Source organism: Tatumella ptyseos ATCC 33301, from assembly GCF_000735525.1.
In the GTDB taxonomy this organism is placed as follows: Bacteria; Pseudomonadota; Gammaproteobacteria; order Enterobacterales; family Enterobacteriaceae; genus Tatumella; species Tatumella ptyseos.
In genome coordinates, this window is record NZ_JMPR01000027.1 from 41878 (window position 1) to 68446 (window position 26569).

At 49.6% G+C, this 26569-nt stretch carries 20 protein-coding genes and 1 pseudogene; 7 read left to right on the forward strand and 14 right to left on the reverse strand.

The annotated features are described in order from the left end of the window. Window positions 1–104: 104 nt before the first annotated feature. From proA to GTPT_RS18045, 3 genes are all read right to left on the reverse strand, one after another. On the reverse strand, window positions 105–5996 hold the full coding sequence (gene proA, locus GTPT_RS07215; protein ID WP_029990890.1) for an anti-phage protein ProA: 5892 nt from the start codon (window positions 5994–5996) through the stop codon (window positions 105–107). A 412-nt stretch (window positions 5997–6408) separates the two neighbouring features. Further along, a complete protein-coding gene (locus tag GTPT_RS18040) occupies window positions 6409–6705 on the reverse strand; it encodes an IS1 family transposase (protein ID WP_081671479.1) in 297 nt (98 codons plus the stop codon). Between the two features lie 7 nt (window positions 6706–6712). Further along, complete coding sequence (locus GTPT_RS18045; RefSeq protein WP_081671480.1) at window positions 6713–6814, reverse strand: IS1-like element transposase; 102 nt, start codon at window positions 6812–6814, stop codon at window positions 6713–6715. 425 nt (window positions 6815–7239) lie between these two features. Between GTPT_RS18045 and GTPT_RS07220 the strand changes: the two genes are divergently transcribed. Next, window positions 7240–7653, forward strand: a complete 414-nt coding sequence (locus tag GTPT_RS07220; protein ID WP_025903642.1) for a putative periplasmic lipoprotein — start codon at window positions 7240–7242, stop codon at window positions 7651–7653. A 145-nt stretch (window positions 7654–7798) separates the two neighbouring features. Here the strand turns inward: GTPT_RS07220 and GTPT_RS07225 are convergent, their stop codons facing one another. Beyond that, the gene (locus GTPT_RS07225; protein ID WP_029990891.1) at window positions 7799–8704 is read right to left on the reverse strand and encodes a LysR family transcriptional regulator; all 906 of its coding nucleotides are present in this window, start codon (window positions 8702–8704) and stop codon (window positions 7799–7801) included. A gap of 104 nt (window positions 8705–8808) precedes the next feature. Between GTPT_RS07225 and GTPT_RS07230 the strand changes: the two genes are divergently transcribed. Together GTPT_RS07230 and GTPT_RS18050 are read left to right on the forward strand one after the other, a co-directional pair. Next, on the forward strand, window positions 8809–9939 hold the full coding sequence (locus tag GTPT_RS07230) for an FAD-dependent monooxygenase (protein ID WP_029990892.1): 1131 nt from the start codon (window positions 8809–8811) through the stop codon (window positions 9937–9939). 213 nt (window positions 9940–10152) lie between these two features. Beyond that, window positions 10153–10482, forward strand: a pseudogene (locus GTPT_RS18050) (hypothetical protein); the annotation flags it as partial. Window positions 10483–10781: 299 nt separating this feature from the next. Here GTPT_RS18050 and GTPT_RS07240 read toward each other — a convergent pair. The 3 genes from GTPT_RS07240 to ycgZ form a co-directional block, all read right to left on the reverse strand. Beyond that, on the reverse strand, window positions 10782–11036 hold the full coding sequence (locus GTPT_RS07240) for a biofilm development regulator YmgB/AriR family protein (RefSeq protein WP_025903638.1): 255 nt from the start codon (window positions 11034–11036) through the stop codon (window positions 10782–10784). Window positions 11037–11162: 126 nt separating this feature from the next. Then, window positions 11163–11426 (reverse strand): hypothetical protein, encoded by a 264-nt coding sequence (locus tag GTPT_RS07245; RefSeq protein WP_025903637.1) that lies wholly within the window; start codon window positions 11424–11426, stop codon window positions 11163–11165. Between the two features lie 108 nt (window positions 11427–11534). Next, the gene (gene ycgZ, locus GTPT_RS07250; RefSeq protein WP_025903636.1) at window positions 11535–11768 is read right to left on the reverse strand and encodes a regulatory protein YcgZ; all 234 of its coding nucleotides are present in this window, start codon (window positions 11766–11768) and stop codon (window positions 11535–11537) included. Window positions 11769–12162: 394 nt separating this feature from the next. Between ycgZ and GTPT_RS07255 the strand changes: the two genes are divergently transcribed. After that, on the forward strand, window positions 12163–13182 hold the full coding sequence (locus GTPT_RS07255) for an FUSC family protein (protein ID WP_051170849.1): 1020 nt from the start codon (window positions 12163–12165) through the stop codon (window positions 13180–13182). Between the two features lie 187 nt (window positions 13183–13369). On the opposite strand, the gene GTPT_RS07260 is transcribed toward GTPT_RS07255, so the two are convergent. Next, on the reverse strand, window positions 13370–13726 hold the full coding sequence (locus GTPT_RS07260; protein WP_025903634.1) for a hypothetical protein: 357 nt from the start codon (window positions 13724–13726) through the stop codon (window positions 13370–13372). 223 nt (window positions 13727–13949) lie between these two features. Here GTPT_RS07260 and GTPT_RS07265 point away from each other — a divergent pair, with 223 nt between their 5' ends. Next, entirely contained in the window at window positions 13950–16388 is a 2439-nt protein-coding gene (locus GTPT_RS07265; protein ID WP_029990896.1) for a glucose/quinate/shikimate family membrane-bound PQQ-dependent dehydrogenase, read from the forward strand. Window positions 16389–16427: 39 nt separating this feature from the next. Here the strand turns inward: GTPT_RS07265 and GTPT_RS07270 are convergent, their stop codons facing one another. The 6 genes from GTPT_RS07270 to purM all read right to left on the reverse strand — a co-directional run bounded on the left by GTPT_RS07270 (window position 16428) and on the right by purM (window position 24115). Beyond that, complete coding sequence (locus tag GTPT_RS07270) at window positions 16428–17861, reverse strand: magnesium transporter (protein WP_025903632.1); 1434 nt, start codon at window positions 17859–17861, stop codon at window positions 16428–16430. Between the two features lie 169 nt (window positions 17862–18030). Further along, window positions 18031–18654, reverse strand: coding sequence for a tellurite resistance methyltransferase TehB (gene tehB, locus GTPT_RS07275; RefSeq protein WP_025903631.1), 624 nt, complete (start codon window positions 18652–18654; stop codon window positions 18031–18033). A gap of 14 nt (window positions 18655–18668) precedes the next feature. Then, window positions 18669–20195: an exopolyphosphatase gene (gene ppx, locus GTPT_RS07280; protein ID WP_029990900.1), complete on the reverse strand. Its 1527-nt coding sequence runs from the start codon at window positions 20193–20195 to the stop codon at window positions 18669–18671. Window positions 20196–20200: 5 nt separating this feature from the next. Continuing rightward, window positions 20201–22261 carry a polyphosphate kinase 1 gene (ppk1, locus tag GTPT_RS07285; protein WP_029990902.1) on the reverse strand — a complete coding sequence of 687 codons (2061 nt, stop codon included), beginning with the start codon at window positions 22259–22261 and terminating at the stop codon, window positions 20201–20203. A gap of 163 nt (window positions 22262–22424) precedes the next feature. Continuing rightward, window positions 22425–23075, reverse strand: coding sequence for a phosphoribosylglycinamide formyltransferase (purN, locus tag GTPT_RS07290; RefSeq protein WP_025903628.1), 651 nt, complete (start codon window positions 23073–23075; stop codon window positions 22425–22427). Next, window positions 23075–24115 carry a phosphoribosylformylglycinamidine cyclo-ligase gene (gene purM / locus GTPT_RS07295; RefSeq protein ID WP_025903627.1) on the reverse strand — a complete coding sequence of 347 codons (1041 nt, stop codon included), beginning with the start codon at window positions 24113–24115 and terminating at the stop codon, window positions 23075–23077. The genes purN and purM overlap by 1 nt, the downstream gene beginning before the upstream one ends. Before the next feature lie 242 nt (window positions 24116–24357). Between purM and upp the strand changes: the two genes are divergently transcribed. Further along, window positions 24358–24984 carry a uracil phosphoribosyltransferase gene (upp, locus tag GTPT_RS07300; protein WP_025903626.1) on the forward strand — a complete coding sequence of 209 codons (627 nt, stop codon included), beginning with the start codon at window positions 24358–24360 and terminating at the stop codon, window positions 24982–24984. A gap of 242 nt (window positions 24985–25226) precedes the next feature. Then, window positions 25227–26498 carry a uracil permease gene (gene uraA, locus GTPT_RS07305; protein ID WP_025903624.1) on the forward strand — a complete coding sequence of 424 codons (1272 nt, stop codon included), beginning with the start codon at window positions 25227–25229 and terminating at the stop codon, window positions 26496–26498. The last annotated feature ends 71 nt before the right edge of the window (window positions 26499–26569 follow it).

Here is a 26569-nt window from a genome sequence, read left to right on the forward strand (position 1 = left end):
TTTGAAAGCCCCGCACTGTCGGGGTTTTCTTTTTCCTTCCTACTTACCCCTCATCAGTCGATGACCCAAATTAATGACGTTATTTCTGCAGGTCTACTTACACTTCAAACAACATCAAGTACTGATTCAATCCTTTTTTTTGCTTGACTGGTCAGGCGTTTAATACCGAGCGAGCGAGTCATTTCCTGAATCTTATTGTCACTTTCAATACTCAGCGCCAGCGCGCGTAATTCCTCACGAGGGATCGCATCAACCTGGCGAATGTCGTTATCCGTGGCAGGCAAACGAAACGTATTCCAGTCAGCACGCTGCGTCACGGATAGCCATACGAAGTTTTCACCTAAGTGATCAGCTGCAAGGTAATAGTATTGATCAACAATTCCAATTACGCGTTCACGTATCAGTCTGCCGGCGCGAGTGAAGCCGTGTATACGTGCGATGCGTTGCACAAGTGTTGTATCCAGAACAGGTGATTCACTTGTCACCACCGCTTCAATGAGGGTTTTAAGTGTCTCATCATATTCAGAGAGATAGAATTTTTCTGCATCTATCCTGTCGTACCATTCCTGAAGATCGTTAACGACATATATACCGGCATGCGCTGGCTTGTTGTTATTCTGAGAAGCTGAATATGCATACTTCAGCTCAGTGCCATCATCATCTTCGCTTACTTCGGCGGGAAGCGGGATGATCGGGGGTACTGACTCGGATATTTGCCCATCACTAGCGATAGGTGTAGTTTTAGAAACTAGTATGTCGTCACTGACAGCATTGGTTACGGGAGCGATGACTGGCGTGCTCTGTTTTTGTTTTTCTGTTTCAGCAACTAATACGGCTTCCTCTGCTCTGGATTTTTCCAACAGCTGACTTATTGCTGTATCCAGCCTGTCGAGTGCACCTTCTTTATCAATCCACCATTCCGTTGACCAGAGGCGCAGTAATTTCCAGCCCAGGCCCTGCAAGATGGCGCTCCGGACTTTATCACGATCTCGTGCTGTTGCTGCGCTATGGTAAGTGGCTCCATCACATTCAACACCAACAAGATAGTCACCAGGCTTATCCGGATGAACGATCCCTAAATCAATACGGAAACGGGATACGCCAATTTGCGGAATAACATGCCAACCTTTTCTTCTCAGGCCATTTGCCACTGCTTCCTCAAACGGTGAGTCATAACCGCCTACGGACCCATGTACTGCCTGAGCAAGGGCTACAGGGCCGCGCTGGGCAAACTCAATAAAGTGCTTGAGGTCAGCAACTGCGCGGGCGCTGGTCCGATTAAGGTCGATGAAGGAAGGATCGAACGAGCTGAAGACCATCATTTCCTGTCGAGCACGTGTGATGGCAACATTCAGCCGCCGCCAGCCACCCTCGCGATTAAGTGGTCCAAAATTCATCGACATTGTATTTGCGCCCGGTTCAGTCGGGCCGTACCCGATGCCGAGTATGGTCAAATCGCGTTCATCCCCCTGAACAGTTTCGAGGTTTTTAACCACAACAGGTTCTTCCAGTTCAGACTGGAAGAAGGGTTCAATTTCAGGGTGCTCCTGTCTGGCACGGTCCAGCAGATCGCTGATTAGCTTTTGCTGTTCGGTATTCAGCGTGATAATGCCTATCGTTCTGCCTGATGCAACGAACTCTTTATTAGTCAGTCGCTTCACCGTTTCAGCGACGATTGCTTCTGCCTCGGCCTGATTATGACGTCCTTTCCCTTTAGAGTAGACGCCTGCAACCTTGCACCACTGGACAGCACTTTGCTTTGTTTCCGCAGCGGGGAACGTAATCAGGTTACTGTCATAGTAGCGATGATTGGAGAAGGTAATCAGGCTTTCATGACGGCTTCGGTAATGCCAGCTCAAGCTGTGGTTATACAGGCCGGCAGCAAGACACTCATCCAGAATGCTTTCCATATCTTCTTCAGTATCATCGTCTGTGTCATTAGCTGCACGATTAAAGAAGCTGGTCGGTGGCATCTGGCGGGGGTCACCGGCGATTACCACCTGTTTGCCACGCGCCATGGTGCCGATAGCATCCCACGGGGCAATCTGCGATGCTTCATCGAAAATTACCAGGTCAAATAAGGCCTGGTCGGAGGGCAGGAACTGGGCGACTGAAAGCGGACTCATCAACATGCAGGGGGCAAGTTTAGCCATGGCATCGCCCATTTCTGCTGCCATCTGGCGTACCGGTTTATGACGACGGGATTTCTGTAGTTCATGTTTAAGAAGGGCAAAACCACTCTGCCTGCTGACCTCATTTTTTGCAGGAATGACACCACATAAACGAGCCCGGATGTAGCGTACTGTCAGTTTAGCCAGACGATCGGTTTGCGTACGGTAAGCCTCAATATCACTCATGTGCTCAGCCGGCACAAAATTGTGTAGCAGCGGTTCTGAATCGATCATCCACGATGCAAACCAGCGGCAATAGGCAGTTTCAAAAATCTCTGTAGCGCTGATGCCTCCTGAGTCAGGATGGGTCAGCGCGTTGATCACTGGCTGCAGGCCATGTGAAATCGCTTCCTCACGCACACGGCTCCAGTCACTCCAGGTTTTAAGAGCGGACTGATGTTGCAGGATATTGAGTGCGCAGTCACGCAGTGCCGGGAGCGATGGTTTGTCCTCCACGGGTTTTATCAGCTTACAGAAGCTAACCTGTGCGTCATTAAAATCGGCGATCGCTGTGCGTAGTTTACGGGTCAGGGAGGGGATAGCGCCCTGCGAACCGAGAAGGTCATTGGCATCGATAATCAGGTTTTTTACAGCAGAGCGGATCTCGGCCAACTGCTGTGGCGAAGAAGCAAAACCACCAAGTGAGTTGCGGATAGATTCGCCGAGTAGCAGGGTGGTCTGCAACTGTGCAACGTTGGTATCTAGTCCAACCCATCCCGGTAGGGTTAAAATGGCAGAGTTAAGCTCGGTCAGACGTTGCAGCAATTGCTGCAGAGTTTCAGCAATCGGGAGATCAACGGATAAGTCGGGAGCTGACGTTAGCGAGTGTTGCCGGATAACTTCACCAATGACTTTCTTGCGGGCACTGGTCGCAAAGAACCAGAATTTTTTGTCAGCGACGTCAAGTGCGTTTCTGATCTGCGGGACATTAACGTGCTGCCAGCTATTACCAGGGTAGGTCACTGATAGATTAGCCTTTGTCGCTTCAATCTCTTTCAGGAGGTGGACGGCTTTATTCGCTGACTCTATACGGATTGCGGCATCCGGTGCGAACATGAAACTTAGGTCAATGCCGTAAGCTTCCGACAATAACTCACAGAATGAAGCTAACTGCGACACTCTCTCCGGCTCGGTAGAGTCCAGAGTAATTCCTGTCGCTTTCAGTAACGCCTCGGTGGCGTTTTCAAGATGATCGATGGTTGCAGGTAATGAGTTTGCTGCAGCAATGAGAGAGGACTGCCATTCATTGGTCCAGTCAGCCTGTGTGATGAGGCCAAAATGATTGCCATGCTGTTTCCAGGCATCACGGTTCAGCTCCAGACGTTTTACTATCTCTCTGAACTGCGTCATATCTGCAGAAGAATGCAAAGTCGATGCAGGCCAGCTAAAGAGCGGCGTCGCGCTACTTGCATCCCTGATAACAGTGCCCATGGCCTGATGGAGCGTTAAGCCATTTGGCCAGCGCATATGGAGTAAACGGACAACCTCATTGAGTTTGTTACGCAGGTGCTGCACCTTAGCCGCTTCTTCCTTCCACTCTGTAGTGGTCAGTAGATCACGTGCATCCCATGCCCGATCGAGCTGTTTCAGAAAATCCATCTTGGATGTTTTGCTCGAATGTAGCTCCAGACAAAATTCACCGAGTCCCTGGGCCTCGAGCCTGCGATAGACCACATCCAGTGCCGCTTTCTTCTCAGCGACAAAAAGTACGCGCCTTCCCAGCGCAAGGTTATGCGCGATCATATTGGCTATGGTTTGCGACTTACCGGTACCGGGTGGGCCATCCAGAACAAAATCCCTCCCTTTTGCAGAGGCTACAACGGCGGCAATTTGTGAGGAATCCGCAGGTAACGGCAGGAAAAGATCCTGCGTATTGACGTTGTCATCGAGTTCCTCAACGTTGATGATTTCTCCGCTCTTAGCCAGAATTGCATTTTCCTGGCCGCGTTCGATGAGATACTTTACCAGCGCACTTTGCATCAGCTGAGGTGTCCGGTCGATGAGGTCTTTCCACATCAGATATTTGGCAAAAGAGAATGTGCCAATCACGACATCACGGGTGACTTCGAAACCAGGTATATCGCGCACAGCACGCCGTACCATATTCCAGATGCCATCCACATCAATACCACTATCATCGGTGGGCAGATCACCATCCAGGCCGTTGATTGTCAGAGCAAAGTCATTATGTAGCAGCTCAAGCAGTGTAAGGTTGAATCGGGGCTCTTCTTCCAGCAAACGCATGGTCACGCCCGAAAGTGCACTTTTACGGTCAAGCTGAATCGGCAGCAGTATCAGTGGAGCAGAGTAACTTTTGGGGTCATCAGCGGATTTTTTCCATTTAAGAAAGCCAACAGCGAGGAAAAGTGTGTTGGCACCACCTTCCTCCAGATCACTTTTCGATTTCCGATAGAGATCGATCAGGGATGACTCGAGGCGGTATTTTTCCATTGAGGAGACGACTTCACCGCGTTCCAGCGCAACCTGGGCGTATTCTTCTCGCAGGTTCTCGTGTGTAAGTTGCTGATAAAGTTCTGCATCGCGACCGCCACTCTCGAGATCAGGGAGCGGGACAATGCGAATGCGTTTTCCTTCAGCCAGTTTATCTTCAAGCTGACCAGGATTCGCACAGATCAAACGAATGCCTTTAGCGCTTTCTGGCAGGTGTAGCAGGCGGTTACGGGTGGTTAAGTCCAGAAGTTTTCGCTGCCACTGTATCAGCCGCCCCCCGACTTCTTTTTCGCCAGTTGTCTCGATATCAATGTCAATATCAGGGAGAGTGGGGGCTTCCTCAAACTTGTGCAAAATAACCTCACCGGCATCCGGCGGGTCTTCAAGGCGAGTGACACCCAGAGCCAGTGGGCGAATTTTCTGCATCCGCGCACGATGGGAATCAATGGCTGCGTGAAAAACATCCTCGTTAAGATGCTTTAACGCCTCATCAGATGCCTGAGTAAATGAAGGCGGATGAGCTCTGGTTGCGAGAGTTGTCTCAAATACGACCATTTCTTTCAGGTCGACACGTTTGCGTACCGCAGAGACGTCTTCTGTCACTAGCTGCGAAAATTCCTGTGGTTGTAACCAGACGCCAGCAAACGCATGACCTTCACTGAGCATTAGCAGTGAATTCAGACCAATCTGTTCCAGTACTGAAGCAAATAATAAAGTTGTATCCAGACAGGTTGCGACTTTTCCTTCCAGAATGGTACCTGGCGTGCGAATTTTCTGGCCATTGCGTTCAAAACTGGCTGGGGGAAGGGCATAACTGATATTGAGGTTGCAGACAGCTGTCCAAAGAGCTGAAGCAATTTCCCATACACGAGTTCTCGACTTACTTTTATAACCATCAAGAGCGTCATCTTTGCCTGCACGGCGAAGGACATCAGAGGTTGATTTGAGTACACGATCTACCGCAGGATCATTAGGCATGATAAATGAAGGGAGCAATTCAATCATTGCACTGCCGCCCCATTCATTTTTCGCCAGTGCTTCAAGCGGGTAATGAGTAACTAAGAGTTCTTCCTCACCCTGGCGCAAACTTAGGGTGACTTCGCAGAGTACACTTTCGGTCAGCTCGGCGAGCCATTCAGCATTAAGTTTGACATCCCGATCCCTGATATCAAGTGAAGTACCGGGGAGCAGGCGGTCGATATTCCATTTTTTTTCTTCGAGCACGGCTGGCACGGTTCGCAGATGCAGCGTCAGATCCTGAAATGTCTCTTCGGAATCATTATACAAGATGAGCTCACGTAACAGCGGAACTGCATTCTGGTGTGATGTGAACCCCAGCTTGTGCGCGATACTCACCTGCGCTTTTATACCCATGAAACTAGTACTCCTCAAGAAGAAATCACTTAAATATGCACAATAATGCTGACGACAGGGGACAACTCGAACAGGCAGAAAGCATCATTCGCGGATTAGGCTGAGTGTTAAAGGCTGTGATTGTAAAAAATCAATACATACACCCTATACCTTCAACAGGCCGCTACTAAGAAATATCTTAGTGCTTTTCTAACGTAAAGTATAAAGGGAATCTGATCTATAGATTAGGTCAACCCAGCAATCTGAGGTGGTATAGCAATTTCAGAAAACTTTATCTTCATGATAAATATATTTTTTATTACATCTTATGATTTAGCTATAATAATCAATAAAAAATCTAATTTTCGATATGAAATTGTTTTAAAAAAAAAGATGGTAACTGAATATATTGCTTAGCAAGCCACGATTTCAGTCATGCTTTTGTCAAACTGCGAAACTCCGCCATTCGCTCAAAGCTGCCTGTCAACTCAGCTGGTAACTTGTCTTCATTTTTTGTTGGATACGTCCAGGTTAATGCAAATCCCCATCCCACCACTTCTAAGGCTGATATTAGTTTCAGAAGACTCTCCAGTGTTAAAATTGTGTGCTCACTAAAGGTGTTATCACGTGCGCATCCTGTCATAGGCCAGTTCTGGCGTGACTTAAACCCTACGTAGCCCCAATACTCGTTCGTTGCTGAGCAGAAAATAACATCATAGCCAGATGGTATCCGTGAGTTACTGAGCGGGGCCTAAGTTTTTTAAATGTCGGAAAATGATACTCAGACCAATGCCCATAATGTTCGCACTGGCGCGGCATCCAACGCGATTGATAGCCATCTCAATGATTTCTGGTATTTACCGGACAGGGCTGCGGTATAGGTGAAAATGAGTTGCCATGTCTTACGGCACTGTTTATAGGGATGGGGCTGATGACTGGCAGTACTTCAACTGACTTCAGAACGGCAATGATCTGGTGTTCGGTAAATCGGGCTTTACGTATAGCTATCTCCTTCAGGGAACATATTCAGTCTGTTTGAAGATTAATAAAAGTGAATGGTTCTTTTTACAGGATGCTTACAGTAATGCCCAACCGTCAGTGATTTGAAGCGGCAACCCTGACGCTGGAGAGTATTTACAATGATCAATCGGTGAAAGAACAGGGGGCTTAGGGTGAAAATAACTGATTTATAACTATTTTTTATTGAAAATATTTATTTTATTGTTAAGATATTTCTGATTGTAATTATATGGAAATATTTTCAATGAAAAAGTTTTTTGCCCTGGCTCTCTGTCTTTCCACGCTTTCTGGTTGTGCAACTATCGTTGGTAATGATACGCAGCTCGTCCAGGTTAACAGTGATCCGGAAGGCTCTCAGTTTCAAATCAAAGATGATTCAGGTTCCCTTATTTCTCAAGGGATTACCCCTCAAGGCGTAACTCTTGCCAAATCTGATGGGAGCTATTTTGGTAAAAAGAACTATCAGATTACTTTCATTAAAGAAGGTTACTCCCCCGTAACCCTGCCTATCAAAGCAAGTGCTAACGGTTGGTATATTGGCGGAAACATTGTCTTCGGAGGGCTGATTGGATGGTTAGCTGTTGATCCGTTTAATGGCGGAATGTATACCCTCCACCCCAAAGCCGTTAGTCCCACGCTGGCCCCTGAGGCAAAATAATTCTAAGCCACTTTCGGGTGGCTTTTTACATACAGTATTCAATGCTTTTTGCTTCCCATTAGACAGACTCCGGTTTCCCGGATATTTTCGTGCTTCATGGTTTTATAAATAGCAGAGGATGGGTCTTCACTGGCACGGTGGCGATTCAGTCCTGATTACTGCTCAGTCCGGAATGGCTGATCGCCGATTGCAGGTGTTCCAGAAATGTTTTCACTTTTACCTGTAAGTATCTTCTGCCCGAATACAACGCGTATAGCACCAGGTCTTCAGGTTCGCTGTTACAGTTAATCTTCACCAGCAAGCCATTGTTAATTTCTGAACCACAAGAGTGAAGCGGCAAAATGGCGAGACCGAGTCCTTTCAGTGCCGCTGCCTTAGCCATCTGCCCGCTGTTAACTTTGTAGCCGGACTGTACCTGGACGGTTTTGTTCTGTTTAAACCGCCAGGGCATTCCCTGTAGTATCGATAAACTGGTGATACAGGGGATTTTACTGAGTTCATCCATCGATTGTGGCGGCGGGTAACGTTTCAGAAATTCTGGCGCAGCCACCACACAGCTCGGCAAACGCAGGATTTCCCTGGCAACCCAGCCTGAATCTTCAAGTTGCCCACGTCCGAAGCGCAATACCAGATCGAACCCGTCCAGCAGTCCCTCTGTGGGATCCAGTTGAGTATCACAACTTAGCTTTATTTGAGGATGCCTGATACAGAATTCCGCGAGAATGTCTGCCAGAAAGGGGAGGTCCGGTGTAATGATTTTCAGGTGACCTGACAGCGAATCGCCGGACAGAGATACCTCTTCCAGGGCGTGATCCATAGCTTGCGTAAGCGGCGTAATGGATTGATAAAGCTGCTTACCGGCTGCGGTTGGTGCGACCTTACGTGTGGTACGTTCCAGTAGCCGCACATGAAGTTCCCGTTCAAGCAATGCGACATGCCGACTGACATTGGACATCGGCAGCTGAAGTTGTTCTGCCGCGAGCTTAAAACTCCGTTTGTCATAGACCGCCTGAAAGCAAATCAGCCACTGAATTTCGATTTTTTCAATCATTAACTATCCCAAAAAATGAGATTAATAAAACAATAAATCCGTATTTATCACTAATAGGGTAGCTATTACAATTTTTATCAATCTTCATAATCAGGAAAAAAATCATGAGCAGAAATCGAAAAATTGCCATTGCAGGTGCCGGTGTGGCAGGAATGGCACTGGCAATACTCGCGGCGAAACAAGGCCATAAAGTTACTCTCTTTGAGCGTGGCAGTACGGTGTCTTCTATGGGAGCGGGTGTGACATTGTGGCCTAATGCCATGTTTGTCATGCAGCAAATGGGGCTGGATGAAAAGCTCAGGCATGCAGGAGGCGTACCGGATAGGATGCGCCAGTTCGATCAGCATGGCGTTCTTCAGACTGAGTTCGATATTTCAGCCGTCAACTCACTATGTGGTTTTCCCGGTGTAACGGTATTACGGCGTGAGCTAATGAGTTTACTGGCGTCTGAATTGGAGAGTTTGGGGGTACAGATCCGGTTTAATTGTTCAATCGCTGCAGCGGATGTCATGCGATTGGGCCTGCAGTTTGATCTGGTTGTCGGCGCCGATGGCCGTATGAATTCAGCCGTGCGTCAGGCATTGTATGCGGATAAAGTCACTCCCTGTTATCACGGCTTTGTGAACGTCATCGGGGTGAGCAGTCCCGGAGAGAGCCTGCCGGATAACGCGATTTGTGATTTTCGGGGGCCGGGCCAGCGGTTTGGTATCGTTCCTGTTAATGACGGTCGGTGCTATTGGGCCGGGGCATGGAATGCCGCTATTGACAGGAAACGACCCCTGACGCATTGGTATGAAGAGTTACATCAGCGTTTTCGGGGCTGGCCCGATCCGGTGAAGAATGTGCTACTGTCCGCTGATCGTGCATCGGTGAATTGCATTTTTGTTCATGACATAGATCCTCTTCCCTTTTGGCATCGGGACAACATTTTAATCATCGGAGATGCAGCCCATGCTTCATTACCCACTTCAGGTCAGGGGGCGTGTCAGGCGCTGGAAGATGCATGGCATCTTTCTCTTATACTGAAGGCGGATGATGAGCCGGAAGCCGCGCTGCAAAGATTTTATGAACAGAGGTGTATTAAGACCTCAGCGGCCCAACGGGTTGGAAGAGAACTAGCGGGTAAGTTTTTTACTGAATCTTCCGGGCAACCTGAGCCCCTGTTACCTGCCACCCATATTTCTGCAAGTGAACTCAGTCGTTTTTGGATGCAAGGGCTGACGTCGCTGGCCTGATGAGGGCTGTTCGTTATCCTGGTAAACCAGGAGGCTTATTAATTATTAAAAATAAAATTATTTCAAATGCTGAGATAATACCAGTAAATTACTGTTCTGATTATTATGAGAGCTGCCCCATAGATTCTGGTAATGAATTCTGTCATCGTCTGCAGCAATGTTAAAACTGAAATTCCCCTGGTATATAATGAAGAAATATAGCTATTTCTTTTTGCTTTGGTGTTTATGACAGCCGGTTGTGGCCCGGGCGACAAGCTGGCTTTTCATCACCCGGGAGATTTGCATGTTGTGGGGCATTATCTTTGTATTCCTTCCTCACCGGGTGATCATCTGAGTTATTATTTACTGAGTTATTCAGCTGATCAGTATCAAAGCCCGTTGGCTTATGAGGATAATATTGACAGAAAATACCCTGATACGTGCTTTATTGCTAATGTAAAAAAGCCTGCAGATTATAATCTTCTTTATATTATTAACGGGATGAAATACCGGGTTGACTTCGTTGTCAATGAGGAGGGTGATTTGAAAATTATAAGGAGGTAGTGTAATAATTCCTGTTAAATAAAGAGGTAAAGTCAGAGGGCAGGGGGATCAACAATCTTGCGGGTAAAATTCATACACTGATATGTCAATAGCAGGGATGGATATTATCCGGAACCGTAATTTCCCGGGAATCACTGAAGCATTAAAGGGAAGATTGTGGAGACTGATTTTCTGAACGTGGATTTTCCGCAATACAGTGAGATAAGCAATAGAAATGGCTGCCTGGTCTGAACATATATCCAACAGTCAGCCACTTTGCTTAATAAGTTCTCAAAGCCTGTTTATCGAAGTGATGACCTTCAGATATTTTTATCGTCCGGTGTTTTTGCGACGATAATTTCAAGGGCTCCGCGCAAAATATCCAGATGAACAGGGTCAGAGGAATTTTCAAGTTCTGCGATCAGGTAAAGGATAATAGCTTTATTCGTCACTTTTCGGCCATGCATCACAATATCTGCAATAACAGCATCAAGGACTTCCGTTTCTGCGGTTAATTTATCACCAGCGTTACGAAAGTGACGAGTAATTTCTGCTTCATGAGTAGTCTGTTGCACGTTATTATCCATTCGGTTAATTGACCAGAGGCTGAAAAACGGATTCAGCTGTAAATTAATGCGATGCAGGTCAGAGCCAGACTCCGGGCCTGTCATCAATCTTTAGTGATAAAGCGAATACCGGAACTAATGTTTTTTTATATCTTTAAAAGCCGGAATAGCTGATGTCTTCACTGAGTCAGCTTCTCTGGCTGAAGAGAGGCTGGCTTTTACTTCTGCCAGAGCACAGCAGAGTGCATGGCTACGTTCAGGGTTAACTTCCACTGTTATCATGTGCTTAATACAGTTAGCTAACGTCGATCCATTCAGCGGCGCATTGACTTCCAGTAAAGAAATAACCGCTTCGCCCAGGACGCTTTCTGTTAATTTTTCCTGCTTATTTCTTCGCATCACTGATATTCTGAATTTCCTTTTCGGGCTGCGTTTCAATTCTGCCGGAGAAGTCAGGTCATTAAAAAGGTCTCCCTTCTGACATACCCGCCCGCAGACGATGAACACTTACAGCAATAAACCAATCAATTTCTGATAATGCCGGCCTTCATCTTCGGTGGCTGCATTCTCTATACGGGCAAGCAGTGCGCCACACAGTGCCTTACGATTGATATTCTTACCTTCGCTAAGGATCTCTAATACGATCTGGCCAAGAGTATCCTGCTGTGAAAACTCTGCCGATCCATTGAAATAATTGACGATTTCACCTGCACTCCCCGGACTAATTACATTCTGACGCATGGCAAGCCCCTTTAGTATTTCATCGCCGAATCTGCTCTTCTGCCTGTGATATTCACCGGTAAAGCTGTACAGTTCAGAGTAAGTTGTACAGCCAATATAATGTTGTACAGTTTTTAATTTTGTCAAAAAATGCTATTTTTATAACAATTATTTTTCATTGCCTCGCATGTCTTGAGCAAAAAATAGTCAATATTAGCACTACCAACGGGGAGGGGGATCAGGGAGGACGTGAGAACATTTTTTTAATCAATCTATTGAATTATAATGGTATTTAATGGCAGGGTATCGTTTTTTTTCGGAGGGTTGCTAAGGGATATTACCGTTGACAGGTGCTTATGCTACCTCATAATTATCAGCCGAATTATCATGATCCTGAAAGGAATATTGCAACTCTATGAATCTGTCTGATGAAATCAAACATGACGTCCGACTGGGGTTATTTTGCCTCCCGGTCATGATAGTTATTTCTGTAACGGGCTTACTCTCCGGGCACGTCCCGGCGGCAAGTATTGCCGCAAGTGGTGCAATGACTTTGGCCTTCGGTGCAAATAAATCCTGGGGCGGATCGACTTTTGTGATGATGCTTATCACTACCCTGGGCCTGATATTATCCGCCTGGATGGGCAGTATGGCAGGGAATATCGTACCGCTGTATATCGCTGGCGCACTGTTCTATACCGGTCTGTATGTGATGATGGCTAACATCGATAGCAGTGCATGGTGGATGATACAACAGTGGGCGATTGCTTATCTTATCTCAGGTTATTATGCGGATAATGCAGTTCAGGATCTGGGAAGGGCCGGCATGATAGGGTTGGGGGGCATGATACAGATGATCTTCCTGGCGCTGGTTTATCAGCATACGCATTTCCGGATGAAAAATCTTAACCCGCGCGGATGGCTGACGTTTCTGAAGCAGAATACAGGTCTTTACCGGCATAAATTGCATCTGCAATGGTCTGTTCTGACCGGGGTGATGGCGATGTGTGCAGTAATGAGTACGGTCAGGTTCTTTCATATGCCTAATGGCTATTGGGCAGGTATGACACTGTTGCTGTGTTTGCGGAATAACTATCAGGATACCTTTGGTCGTGCGCGCAGTCGTGTTGCCGGGACCTTACTCGGAGGCGCAACAGCTGCACTGCTGATTACTTATTACCAGCATCCCTGGTTTCTTGTCAGCGCATTTATGGTGACAGGGTTTATCTCTTTCACGTTATCTTATTCACTCATCTCTAAGTGTTACTGGCTGTACAGTGCATTTATTACCATGACAGTCGTGTTTATGATTTCAGGTTTTACCGCCCCGGAAACCGGTATCGCGGCACACAGAGTAGAGGCAACACTGGTGGGCGGTTTTTTTGCTATCGCTGCATTCCTGATAACGCGGTGGGTAACGCATCGTAAGGTTTGACCTTCTGAAGGGGAATAACCGGCGGAGAATCAAACGGTAAGGCCAGCCCACACTCCCGGACCGGTCTTAGTTATCTTCCGCCATAAAACCCCGCCCGTCAGGTCATTATCTCCGCTGCCTTTCTTCAGCCCCGGGCATGGCCCCGGGGCCTGCTGTCGGGACGGTATAGTTCAGTACGGATCGTGTATCAGGTTCCTGAATGCATCAGCTGACGGCACACGCTATTGTCCTGTCTTGCCTGTTGTTGTTGCTCAGTGCTCAACGTTTTCCAGTGTTTTATCACGGCATCAGCAGCGGCACTGTCGTATTTTCCTTTCCTGAGTGCGTAATCAGAATCAGACTGTGCAATGGTTTTTTGCAGCACTGTGCTGAAATTATCCGTAGGGGTATTTTGCGGGTTACCGGCAATCAGACAGAGCAGGGAACTGTAGTAACTATAGGATTCCGAAGAGACTTTTTTAGGCCAGAACCAGCACACGATCGCGATTATAATAACCAGTAACCACAGTAAACGCCGGCGGCGGGCAGGTCGTGATGACTTCATAAGATGATAAATTCCTGAAAAAATACATCACAAGATCATAACACATTAATGTCTCTGATTTTTAAATAGCGGCCAACTCTGCCAGCCCGGCAGCCTTAATACAGGTGATTTTTCAGTATCTCTGTTAGGGTTTTTATGGCATTGTTTTTCATTTGTTTTATTTATGTGTATTTTATGTTTTTAAATGTATACTCCTTTGGCTATTTTTTTCAGGGGTTACATTATGAAATTATTATCAAAAGAGAGACCATTGTGGCTAAGGATCGGCAGTTTAGTGCTCGGCCTTTTGCTCATCGCGACTGCCCTGTTTTTTATTATTGGCGGGGTCAGGCTTGTCAGCCTCGGCGGAAGCGCGTACTTCCTGATTTCCGGTATTTTTATGCTGGCCAGCGGAGTGCTTATCCTGCGTCTGCGATCGTCAGGTGCGGCACTTTATCTGCTGACGATGCTGGGTACCCTTATCTGGGCTGTCACGGATGCCGGACTCAATTTCTGGCCATTAATCTCCCGTCTGATGTTCCCCGGCAGCCTGGCGATCCTGGCATTTTTCCTGCTGCCATCGTTACGTCATTATGAAAATCGTCCTTCTGCCTGGAAGTGGGTTTATGTGCCGGGAGCGCTTGCCATCGCTGCGTTTATCGCGGCCTTTGCCGGTATGTTTGTTCCCCATTACCCGGTTGAATTTTCAGGGCAGGAGAGGCCCCTGGTCCCGGTGGCCAAAAATGAGATGCAGAAAAACTGGGAAAACTACGGTAATACCCCCGGTGGCAGCCGTTTTGTCGCGCTGGACCAGATTAACCGTAATAACATTTCTGAACTTAAACCGGCATGGACGTTTCATACCGGCGATACGCCGCTGAGCCCGGACGGTAACGGCGCAGAAGACCAGCAAACACCCTTACAGGTCGGGGATAAGGTCTTCCTGTGTACTCCGCACAATAATGTGATTGCTGTGGATGCCGATAGCGGTAAGCCGATCTGGAAAGCCGAAATCAACGCGAAATCCTCCGTATGGATGCGTTGCCGCGGTCTGGCTTATTTTGATGCCACACAGCCGGTGCCTCAGCCGACCGTTCCGGGCAGTATTCCGCCGGCACCGGTAGCCGCGGTGGATGCCGCCGGATGTCAGCGTCGTATTCTGATGAATACCATTGATGGTCGTCTGATTGCCCTGAATGCCGATAACGGCCAGTTCTGTCAGGACTTCGGTAACAAAGGAACGGTAAATCTGTTGGAAGGCATGGGTCATGCACCGGACCCGCAATACGTACTGACTTCAGCACCGACACTGGCAGGCACTACGGTCGTGGTGGGGGGACGTATTTCCGATAACGTCAGCACTGATATGCCGGGCGGCGTGATCCGCGGCTATGACGTGGTCACCGGTCAGTTACGCTGGGCATTTGATCCCGGAAATAATAATCCGAATGCTGTACTGGCGGCTGGCGAACATTACGTGCGCAGTACCCCGAATTCCTGGGCACCGATGTCCTATGATCCGTCGATGAATACCGTCTTTATGCCGATGGGCAGTTCGTCTGTGGATATCTGGGGGGCAAACCGTACGCCACTGGATCACAAATACGGTGCTTCCATTCTGGCAGTGGATGCGACGACAGGGAAGGAGAAATGGGTCTATCAGACCGTCCACAATGATTTGTGGGACTTTGATATTCCGATGCAACCCGGCCTGATTAATTTCAAAATCAGTGACGGTACCGAAAAACCGGCAGTGGTGGTCGGAACGAAGGCGGGGCAGATTTATGTGCTGGATCGCCTGACCGGTCAGCCACTGACGAAAGTTGAAAATGTCAGTGTGAAAGGTGGCGGTATTCCCGGCGAACAGTACAGCTATACGCAACCACGTTCGGTCGGTATGCCACAGATAGGCGCACAGACGCTGAAAGAATCAGATATGTGGGGCGCTACGCCGTTTGATCAGCTGGTCTGTCGTATCAGCTTCAAATCAATGCGGTATAACGGGCTGTACACCGCACCCGGGACGGATGTTTCACTGAGCTTCCCGGGGTCACTGGGGGGGATGAACTGGGGCAGTATCTCTACCGACCCGGTAAACCACTATATTTTCGTGAATGATATGCGTCTGGGGCTGTGGCAACAGTTGATTAAAGCGGATCCGAAAGCACAGACCGGTGTTAATACCGGAGGTGAGGCGGTGAATACCGGGATGGGTGCGGTACCGATGAAAGGGGCCCCTTATTCGGTGAATAAGAACCGCTTTATGTCTCCGCTGGGTATTCCGTGCCAGGCACCTCCATTCGGTACGCTGAGTGCGATTGATATGAATACACAGAAAATCGTCTGGCAGGTGCCGGTGGGTACGGTACAGGATACCGGTCCTTTCGGCATTAAAATGAAGATGAAGATGCCTGTCGGTATGCCTACCCTGGGCGGGACGCTGGCGACACAAGGCGGGCTGGTCTTTATCGCCGGGACCCAGGATTACTACCTGAGGGCGTTTGACAGTTCAACCGGGAAAGAAGTGTGGAAAGCCCGTTTACCGGTAGGGAGCCAGGGGGGGCCGATGAGTTATATTTCTCCGAAAACCGGCAGACAATATATTCTTATCTCTGCCGGCGGGGCCCGTCAGTCACCTGATCGCGGAGATTACGTCATCGCGTACTCTCTCGACGGTAAGTAACTGACGTCAGCTATCAGCCCCCGCCACGCGGGGGCTTTTTTAATGCAGCAGAAAGAGTGTCGCCAGCCCCAGAAAAATAAAAAATCCGCCGGTATCTGTCATGGCCGTGATCAGCACACTGGACCCGACCGCCGGGTCACGCTTCAGTTTGGTCATCATCAGAGGGATCATCACGCCCATAAAGGCCGCCAGCAGTAAGTTCAGGATCATGGCCAGCATCATGACGCCGCCCATCGCAATATCATGGTACATCAGCCAGGTGATCCCCCCCATAATCCCGCCCCATAAAACCCCATTGATCAGGGCGACCCCTAATTCACGCAGAAACAGAAATGAGAAATTCCCGGGCTCGACCTGACGCAGTGCCAGTGCCCTGACTATCATGGTGATCGTCTGGTTTCCTGTGTTTCCTCCGATACCGGCGACAATCGGCATCAGCGTTGCCAGCGCCACCAGATGAGCGATGGTATTTTCAAACAGACCAATCACGCGGGATGCGACAAAGGCGGTACATAAATTCAGTGCCAGCCAGGCACAACGGTTACGTACAGCTTTAGTGACCGGCGCGAAGACATCTTCTTCCTGACTGACGCCCCCCATATTTCGGATATTGTTTTCGTTTTTCTGATTGACCAGGTCGATAATATCTTCGATAGCAATACGACCAATCAACTGCTGCTCTTCACCGGTCACCGCCGCTGAAATCAGGTTATAACGCTCAAACGCACTGGCGGCATCTTCCCCTTTATCTTCCAGCCGGAACGTCACCGGGTCTTTGTTCATGACCTCACTGACCCGGTGTTCCGGGCTATGGAGTAAAATATCGGTCAGCATCAGTTCACCCTGCAGGGTGTTTTTATCATCGGTGACAAACAGTTTATCGGTCCCTGCCGGGATTTTTCCTTTACGTCGCAGAAAGCGTTGGACGACCCCGAGACGGATATCCCCGCGGACGGTAATAAAATTAAAGTCCATCACCCGCGCCACGCCATCGACATCGTTTCTGATGATGTTTAACAGGTCGGCACGCTGACGCGGTTTCAGGGTGGTTAACAGACGCCCGGTCAGATCCCGGGATAAAAACCGGGCCAGCCAGGCCTGGTCATCAAGATCCAGCGGCTCAATGGCCCGTAACAGCGCCTTATCGCTCATGCCACTGGTCAGGCTTTCACGGATATTGTCTGCCGCCTCGACCAGGATCTGGCCGCGCCGCTCCACGGGCACCCGTTGCCAGAGCGCCTGACGGGCATCTTCCGGTAATGATTCCAGGATATCGGCCATATCTGCCGCATGAAGGTTACCGGATACAGCATCCAGTAACTGGCATTTTGCGCTCAGATGAGCATCCGCAGCTAAACGGGGATTATCCGGAAAACCTTTCAGCAGGGCTGAGATGAGTGAAGGTTCATTCAGTAGCGTACTGATGATCAGGTGGCGTTTTTGCTGCAATGTCTGGGCATGTAATGCGGACATAAAACATCCTTTGTTCATAAATCAGAAGTAACAATTGTAGTCTTTACTGTGAAAATCGCTCATGCGGCAAAGGGATAGCGGTCTTCAGGGACGGATGCGGTGCGGGGACTACCGGAGACGGATAGCGTGCTTGTCCACCGTTTTCCGGCAGACAGGCGACAGGCAGGATTTACTTGATGGACGTTTTTTGTGCCAGCAGCGTGGCAAAACGCATGCGGATACGCTGCCCTGACTCATCCCGTTTATGCAATTCGCCGTGATGTTCGTTGTATTTCAGGATATGCCAGTTACGGTAGTAATGGCTGAGCTCACCGGATTTGAACGTAAACGGAAAGTCCAGCGGGCAGGGCGTATCCGCCGTGTCCATGGCTGAGACAATCAGGTTAAATCCTTCCTTTGCTGTTGCCGCCTGCATATCGGCAATCAGACGGGGGATCGTTTTCGGTTGCAGAAACATCATGACTACCGTCGACATTACCAGCTGATAACTGCCATTAAAGCGATGCTGGTTTAAATCAACCGGCAGACAGTCAATACCGGTCAGCTGTTCCTGGTCAATAATCTGCTGAAGCTGCGCCAGGCTGGCAGTGTTACTGTCCCAGCCGGTAACATCAAATCCATGACTATTCAGATAAAGCGTGTTCCGGCCACGACCACAGCCGATATCCAGCGCGCGTCCTGCTGAAAGGTGCGGGAGTGCGGCACAGAGTTCAGAGTGTGGCAGGGAAAGCTGATACTTCTTTGCAAAGTAATCGTCTGCAAAGCGGCCGGTATCGACAGATTTTTCGTCCATGGGTATTCCTCCGTTTATTCTTCTTCAGCCAGCCTGAGCTGCCATCCGGTCACTTCTTTCCAGTAGCTTTGCTCACGCTCCAGGTCCAGCTGGACCAGGGTATTCTGGTCGAAAAAACCTTTCGGAAAGGTCAGTGTCCAGTGGCCATCATCAGTGGTCAGTTCAAGCGATTCAGGGCGGGTTGTTGCCTGTCTCTGATTACTCAGCAGGGTCGCCAGTCGCAGGATGAAAATCAGCGGTAAATACTGCTTCTTCTTGAAAGAGAGAAAGCGTGGAAACTCATCCGGTTTAATCCCTTTACGGTGATAACGGACCAGTGTTGCCAGTAATAACTGCTGGGACTGACTGAAGCCCGGCATATTGGAGTTCTGCAGAATATAAGAAGAGTGGCGCTGCATACCGCTGTGATTAATGGATAAACCGACTTCATGCAGCATTGCCGCCCATTGCAGTAATGCGGTCAGTTGCGGGTTAGCCAGCTTAGGGTTCTGCTCAGCCCACCGGGTATGTAAATGCTGAACGGTTTCCAGCACCCGGGCAGCCTGTTCGTTATCAATAGCATAATGATTCGCCAGGCTTTGTGCGGTCCGGGTGCGGATATCCTGATGGCGGAACCGGCCTTCCATTTCATAGAGAACGCCTTCACGCAGCGCACCGTCAGAAAACAACAGTTCCCGGATCCCGAGCGAATCAAACACACCGCGCAGAATGGCAAGGCCCGGCACAAAGACGGCTTTCCGTTCTTCAGACAGTCCGGGCAGACTCAGGGCATCAAAGGATTTATACCTGATCACTTCATCGTAAAGACGGTCGAGTGTTTCCGGGGTGAGGGTTTTTTCTTTTCCTTCCAGGGCAGAGAGCACTTCACAGGCTGCTTTGATCGTGCCCGACGCACCCAGAGCATACTTCCAGCCATGCAGCCGGAATTGCCAGGACAGGGTTTCCAGTTTTTGTACTGCCGCCAGACGCGCACGCCGGAAATTATCGGCAGAGATCACACCCCCCGGGAAGTAGCTATTCGAGAAACTGACACACCCCATGCGACGGCTTTCCACCAGTTGCGGTTCGAAATCTTCGCCGATAACCAGTTCCGTTGAACCGCCACCGATATCGATCACCAGCTTACGGCCTTTTTCCGGTTGTGTGTGCTCCACCCCCATAAAAATTAACCGGGCTTCTTCGTTACCGGCAATAATCTCAATCGGGTAGGGGATCACCTCTGCGGCGCGTCGTAAAAACTCTTCCGCATTGGTGACGACCCGCAGGGTATGCGTCCCGACAATGGAGACATTGGCAGGGTCAAACCCTTGCAGACGCTCGGCAAATAATGCCAGGCAGGACAGACCCCGGTTGATCCCTTCCTCACTCAGACGATTATCGGCATCAATAGCATCGGCCAGATGGACTCGCTGTTTAAGGCGGCTAAGTACCTGCAACGCACCATCGACAACCCGGGCGATCACCATATGAAAACTGTTAGAGCCGAGGTCAATCGCCGCGAATTCCTGAGGCTTCGCGATTTTTTTATCTGTTTTTGGCATAAATATTATTCAGGTTGTTCCAGATTTTTGATGTAGTCATAGATGGCCAGTTGTCCGCGGACTTTACGTCGGTTGCCTCTGGGCACATAACGATTACTCAGCTCTTTGTCGATGATCCTTGCCTTCACGGTATCACTGAACAGAATACCGATAATATCAAGAATGCGTTGTTTAATTTGCGGGTCAAGAATAATGACGGCCACTTCTATACGGTAATCAATATTACGCGTCATCCAGTCTGCCGACGAGAGATAGACTTTTTTATCGCCGTCATTCTCGAAAACGTACACCCGGTCATGCTCAAGATAGCGATCCACGATACTGATCACACGGATGTTGGTACTGATGCCCGGTAAATCCGGGATCAGCGAACACATTCCGCGGACCAGTAAATTTACTTTTACGCCGGCACCGGAGGCTGCATACAGGCGGTCTACCAGACCTTTATCCACCAGGTTATTAATCTTCAGGGTGATCCCTGCAGGTTTACCTGCCTGTGCATTAACGATTTCCTGATCGACCAGCTTATAAAGCATACGCCGTGAGTTTTGCGGCGACACCATCAGGTAATCGAAAGAGACGGGGCGGTAAGGGTTCTCAATAAAGTTAAACACCCGCCGTACTTCATTGGTGATGCGGGCATCAGAGGTTAACAGCGAGTAATCCGTATAAAGGCGGGCTGTCTTTTCGTTAAAGTTACCGGTACCGATATGGGCATAACGGATAACGTCTTCCCCTTCGCGGCGGGAAATCAGAAACAGTTTGGCGTGGATTTTTAAGCCAGGCGCAGAGAAAATGACATGCACTCCGGCTTCGGTCAGGCGTTTTGCCCAATAAATATTGGCGGCCTCGTCAAAACGAGCCTGCAGTTCGACCACGACCGTCACTTTTTTACCGTTGTGTGCCGCATGGATCATGGCCTCCATGATCCGTGAATTTTTGGCAACACGGTAAATATTGATTTTGATAGATAAGACCGCCGGGTCAAAAGACGCCTGACGCAGGAACTCCAGCACATGCTCAAACGTGTGGTAGGGGTAATAGAGCAGGATGTCCCGCGCGCGTACAGCATCAAAACCGTTGCGGAATCCGTTAAACCCCCGATGACGAATAGGCGGCAAGGGCTTATTTTCCAGATTACGCTGGCCGACATTCGGGAACTGGATAAAATCTTTAAAATTATGATATCGGCCGCCCGCCAGAATAGAGTCCTGGTTGGAGACGGAGAGTTTTTCGCACAGCAGTTCCACCATTTCTGCCGGCATATCACGCTGGTAGACAAAACGTACCGGCTCGGCCGTCAGACGCTGTTTCAGGCTGGATGACATCAGCTCAAGCAGGCTGGATTCCATTTCGGTCACCAGGTCATACTCCGCATCACGCGTCATCTTCATGGAGTAGGCATTCAGTTCGTCGTAATCGAAAAAGCCTTTAAAGATTTCGTTCAGACAGTAACGCAGAATATTATCCAGCAGGATCATCGGCTTCCGTCTGCGCGGTGGTTCGGCCGGCAGATTGATGAAGCGCGGTACTTTATCTGACGGGATCTCCAGCAGCGCATAGCGTTTACGGCTGCCACGGATCAGTTCCACCGCCAGATAGGTATAGTCATCTTTCAGAAACTGAGTGAGATCGGTATCGCTGTTAATCAGGATAGGGGTGACATGCGGGCGCAGGTGCTGGCGGAAATAATTCCGCAGCCAGATTTGCTGATTCGGGGAAAGCTGCCGCTCGTTGATCAGGAAAATCTGGTTGCGGGCCATTTCCAGCAGTAATTCATTATAAAGATGGTCGAACTCCTGATCGGCTTTCAAAACCCGCTGCTGAATTTTTTTCAGCAAATGGCGCGGCACAGTGACGGAACCTTGTTCCTCACCAATCAGAATACGGCGTTTAAGATCAGCAAAGCGGACTTTATAAAACTCATCCAGATTGCTGGAATAAATCCCCAGAAAGCGCATACGCTCAATTAACGGGTTCAGTTTATCCGCCGCTTCCTGCAGTACCCGTTCATTAAAGGATAACCAGCTTAATTCTTTCTCTATGTACAGTTTTTCCTGACCCATTACGACTCCGTATCACTCTGACAGAACTCCGGCCCCAGTGTCTCGTCACATTATGGCGAGAATATGGCAGAAATGTCCAATAGTGGTCAGTTTCCTTCGGGGACGGTCAGAGGTTTGCCGGGAGATTAAAAGAATTACGCTGCCGGAAGGCAGCGCAGAGAGATTAACGATAGGCGTGTTCCGGACAGTAACCGCCGGGCGGAAGAGGGGTATTATCCAGCCAGGCCTGATTATCACGCAGTGCCAGACGGCCCTCAAGGAACCAGCGGATCACCCGCGGATACAGGGTGTGCTCTTCGGCTTTGACCCGGGCCTGTAACTGTTGTTCCGTTTCATCCCCTGAAACGGGGATCCTTGATTGCAGGATAACCGGTCCGCCATCCAGTTCCTCGGTGACAAAATGCACAGAAGACCCATGTTCGCTGTCACCGTTCTCCAGTACCTGGCGATGGGTATGTAACCCGGGATACGCCGGCAGAAGAGAAGGGTGGACGTTAATCATCCGTCCGGCATAACGTGCAACAAACTCCGGACTTAAAATGCGCATATAACCGGCCAGTACGACCAGATCCGGATGAAAGTTATCAATTTCGGCCATCATCTGTCGATCAAATTGCTGACGGTCAGCAAAAGCGGACGGGTCAAGTGACAGGGCTGGGATACCGGCCTGGCGGGCATAATCAAGGCCGCCTGCGCTGGCCTTGTTACTGACGACGGCGGAAATCTCTGCCGCCAGCAGACCTGACCTGCAGGCATGAATAATTGCCTGCAGGTTACTGCCGGTTCCTGAGATCAGGATAACCAGCTTTTTCATCACTTGATAATGACCTGCTCAGCAGAAGACTCCGCGGATTCAATCACCCCGATCTTCCACGCGTTCTCACCGGCATCCTGCAGGAGTTGCAGTGCTTTATCGGCATTCGCCGGGCTCAACGCGATAACCATACCGACACCACAGTTAAAGGTGCGATACATTTCATGGCGACTGACATTACCGGCCTGCTGTAACCAGGTAAATACGGCCGGCCATTGCCAGCTGGATTCATCAATTACAGCACAGGTATTTTCAGGCAATACACGTGGGATATTTTCCCAGAATCCGCCGCCGGTCAGGTGGGCTATCGCATGCACGTCAACCTGTTCAATCAGGCTGAGAATATTTTTGACGTAAATGCGGGTCGGTTCCAGCAGATGATCGGCCAGAGATTTACCTTCCAGTTGTTGCACAACCGGGTCGGTCTGGCTGACTTCCAGAATTTTACGGACCAGAGAATATCCGTTTGAGTGCGGACCGCTTGACCCCAGGGCCAGTAATACATCACCTTCACTGACTTTACTGCCATCAATGATTTCTGACTTTTCCACCACTCCGACACAGAAACCAGCGACATCGTAATCTTCACCGTGGTACATGCCCGGCATTTCAGCGGTTTCACCGCCGACGAGTGCACATCCTGACTGCGAACAACCCTCGGCGATGCCGGTGATCACGGCAGCAGCAGTATCGACATCCAGCTTACCGGTGGCGTAGTAATCCAGGAAAAATAAGGGCTCAGCCCCCTGAACCACCAGGTCGTTGACACACATGGCGACCAGGTCAACCCCGATATGGTCATGACGTTTCAGGTCCATTGCCAGACGCAATTTCGTTCCTACACCATCAGTACCTGAAACCAGGATTGGCTCGCGGTATTTTTGCGGTAAAGCACAAAGTGCACCAAAGCCTCCGAGGCCTCCCATCACTTCCGGGCGGCGGGTTTTTTTTACAACCCCTTTAATTCGGTCAACCAGAGTATTACCGGCATCAATATCAACACCGGCATCTTTATAACTGAGAGTCGTTTTGTCGGTCACTGCAGATTCCCCACGCGAATTGCGGTTGGTGGTTTTAATAGAGCGCGGCTATTCTAGCAGTGCAGGCAAACGTTTGCGAGTCTGTTGTTCACCTCTCCTCTCTGTTCGTAAAACCGATCGGTGATTTTATTTTTTTTAAAAATCTGTGACTCAGATTTTGATTAAGTCAGTATCCGATTTTCGTAAAAAACGATATAATCCGACGATTTTTTTTTAGCTCAATGCGTTCCGGGAGAAGAATAATGAAGATCGTGGAAGTCAGACACCCCCTGGTCAGACATAAGTTAGGCCTGATGCGTGAACATGATGTCAGCACTAAACGTTTTCGTGAATTAGCCTCTGAAGTCGCAAGTCTGCTGACCTATGAAGCGACGGCGGGGCTGGAAACGGAGGTCGTGACGATTGAAGGCTGGAATGGCCCGGTAGAGATTGACCAGATTAAAGGTAAAAAAATTACGGTGGTTCCTATCCTGCGGGCAGGGCTGGGAATGATGGACGGGGTGCTGGAACATATCCCGAGTGCCAGGATCAGTGTGGTAGGGGTTTATCGTGACGAAAAAACCCTTGAGCCTGTGCCTTACTTCCAGAAGCTGGTGTCCAATATCGAAGAACGTATGGCGCTGGTGGTTGATCCGATGCTGGCGACCGGGGGTTCCATGATTGCCACTATCGATCTGCTGAAGCAGTCTGGCTGTGAATCCATTAAAGTTCTGGTGCTGGTGGCAGCTCCTGAAGGGATTGAGGCATTGGAAAAAGCGCATCCGGATGTTGAGCTGTATACCGCGTCCATCGATCAGGGCCTGAATGAACACGGATACATTATTCCGGGACTCGGCGATGCAGGCGATAAAATCTTCGGGACGAAGTAAGTCCGGGAGTGCGGGGCATGGGCAGGGTAACGCTTTCTGCCCCCGGAAGGGGCGGGCACCGTCGGGTTCTGATGAACGGGACGGGGCCGGTATAGTATCGGGGGGGCACTTCGGCGCCTCTGGCCCGCAGTGGCTGCATCTTTTTTTTCGCCGGAAGCTGCCGGTAAAAGTTTATTTGTTCTGACCGACGTGATGTCGGTTTTTTTATGTCCGGTAAAAATAAAAATTAAGGGGATGAAGAAATGACACGGCGTACGATAGAAGTGAATGAAAGACCACCGCTACTGCAGACGATTCCGCTGAGTCTGCAGCATTTGTTTGCCATGTTCGGGGCGACGGTGCTGGTACCGATATTGTTTCACGTGAACCCGGCGACTATTTTATTATTCAATGGGCTGGGTACCTTACTGTATCTGTTCATCTGTAAAGGAAAAATCCCGGCATATCTGGGGTCCAGCTTTGCGTTTATTTCCCCCGTTTTACTGCTGCTGCCTCAGGGATATGACCTGGCGCTGGGCGGCTTTATTCTGTGCGGGGTCTTATTTTGTCTGGTGGCGTTAATCGTCAAAAAAGCCGGGACGGGCTGGCTGAATGTGATGTTTCCTCCCGCTGCCATGGGGGCGATTATTGCCATTATCGGTTTAGAACTGGCCAGTGTTGCTGCCGGTATGGCCGGTTTATTACCGGCGAACGGCGCGCTGATGGATAATAAAACGGTGCTGGTTTCGCTGGTCACACTCGGTGTCACGGTGTTCGGCTCAATTCTGTTCCGGGGCTTCCTGGCAATTATCCCGATCCTGATTGGCGTCGTCGCCGGCTATGTATTGGCTTCGTTCCTGGGCATGGTGAACTGGTCTGCGGTAGAGCAAGCCCCCTGGCTGGCATTACCGACGTTCTATAAACCGCGTTTTGAATGGGCTGCGATGCTGACTATCCTGCCGGCGGCGCTGGTGGTGATTGCTGAGCATGTCGGTCACCTGGTGGTCACGGCGAATATTGTGAAACGCGACCTGATAAAGGACCCGGGCCTGCACCGTTCGATGTTCGCCAACGGCCTGTCAACGGTCATCTCCGGCTTTTTTGGTTCCACACCCAATACCACTTACGGTGAGAATATCGGTGTGATGGCGATCACCCGGGTTTACAGTACCTGGGTGATTGGCGGGGCCGCGATTATCGCCATCTGTCTGTCCTGTGTCGGTAAACTTGCGGCGCTGATCCAGGCGATCCCGGTCCCGGTGATGGGGGGAGTGTCGCTGCTGTTATACGGAGTGATTGCTGCGTCCGGGGTTCGTGTGCTGATCGATGCCAAAGTCGATTACAGCAATGCAAAAAACCTGATGCTGACCGCGATTATCCTGATCATCGGGGTCAGCGGTGCGAAAATACAGGTGGGTGCTGTCGAACTGAAAGGCATGGCGCTGGCAACGATTGTCGGGGTGATCCTGAGTGTTATTTTCCATCTTATCGATGTGCTGCGCCCTGAAAAGGACGATGCCGTCGGGACAAGTTGATCCGTTAATCTGTCATCGGACAGCCCTGCGGGTTGTCCGGTTCATCTCCGCGGGAAACTTGTGATAGACTG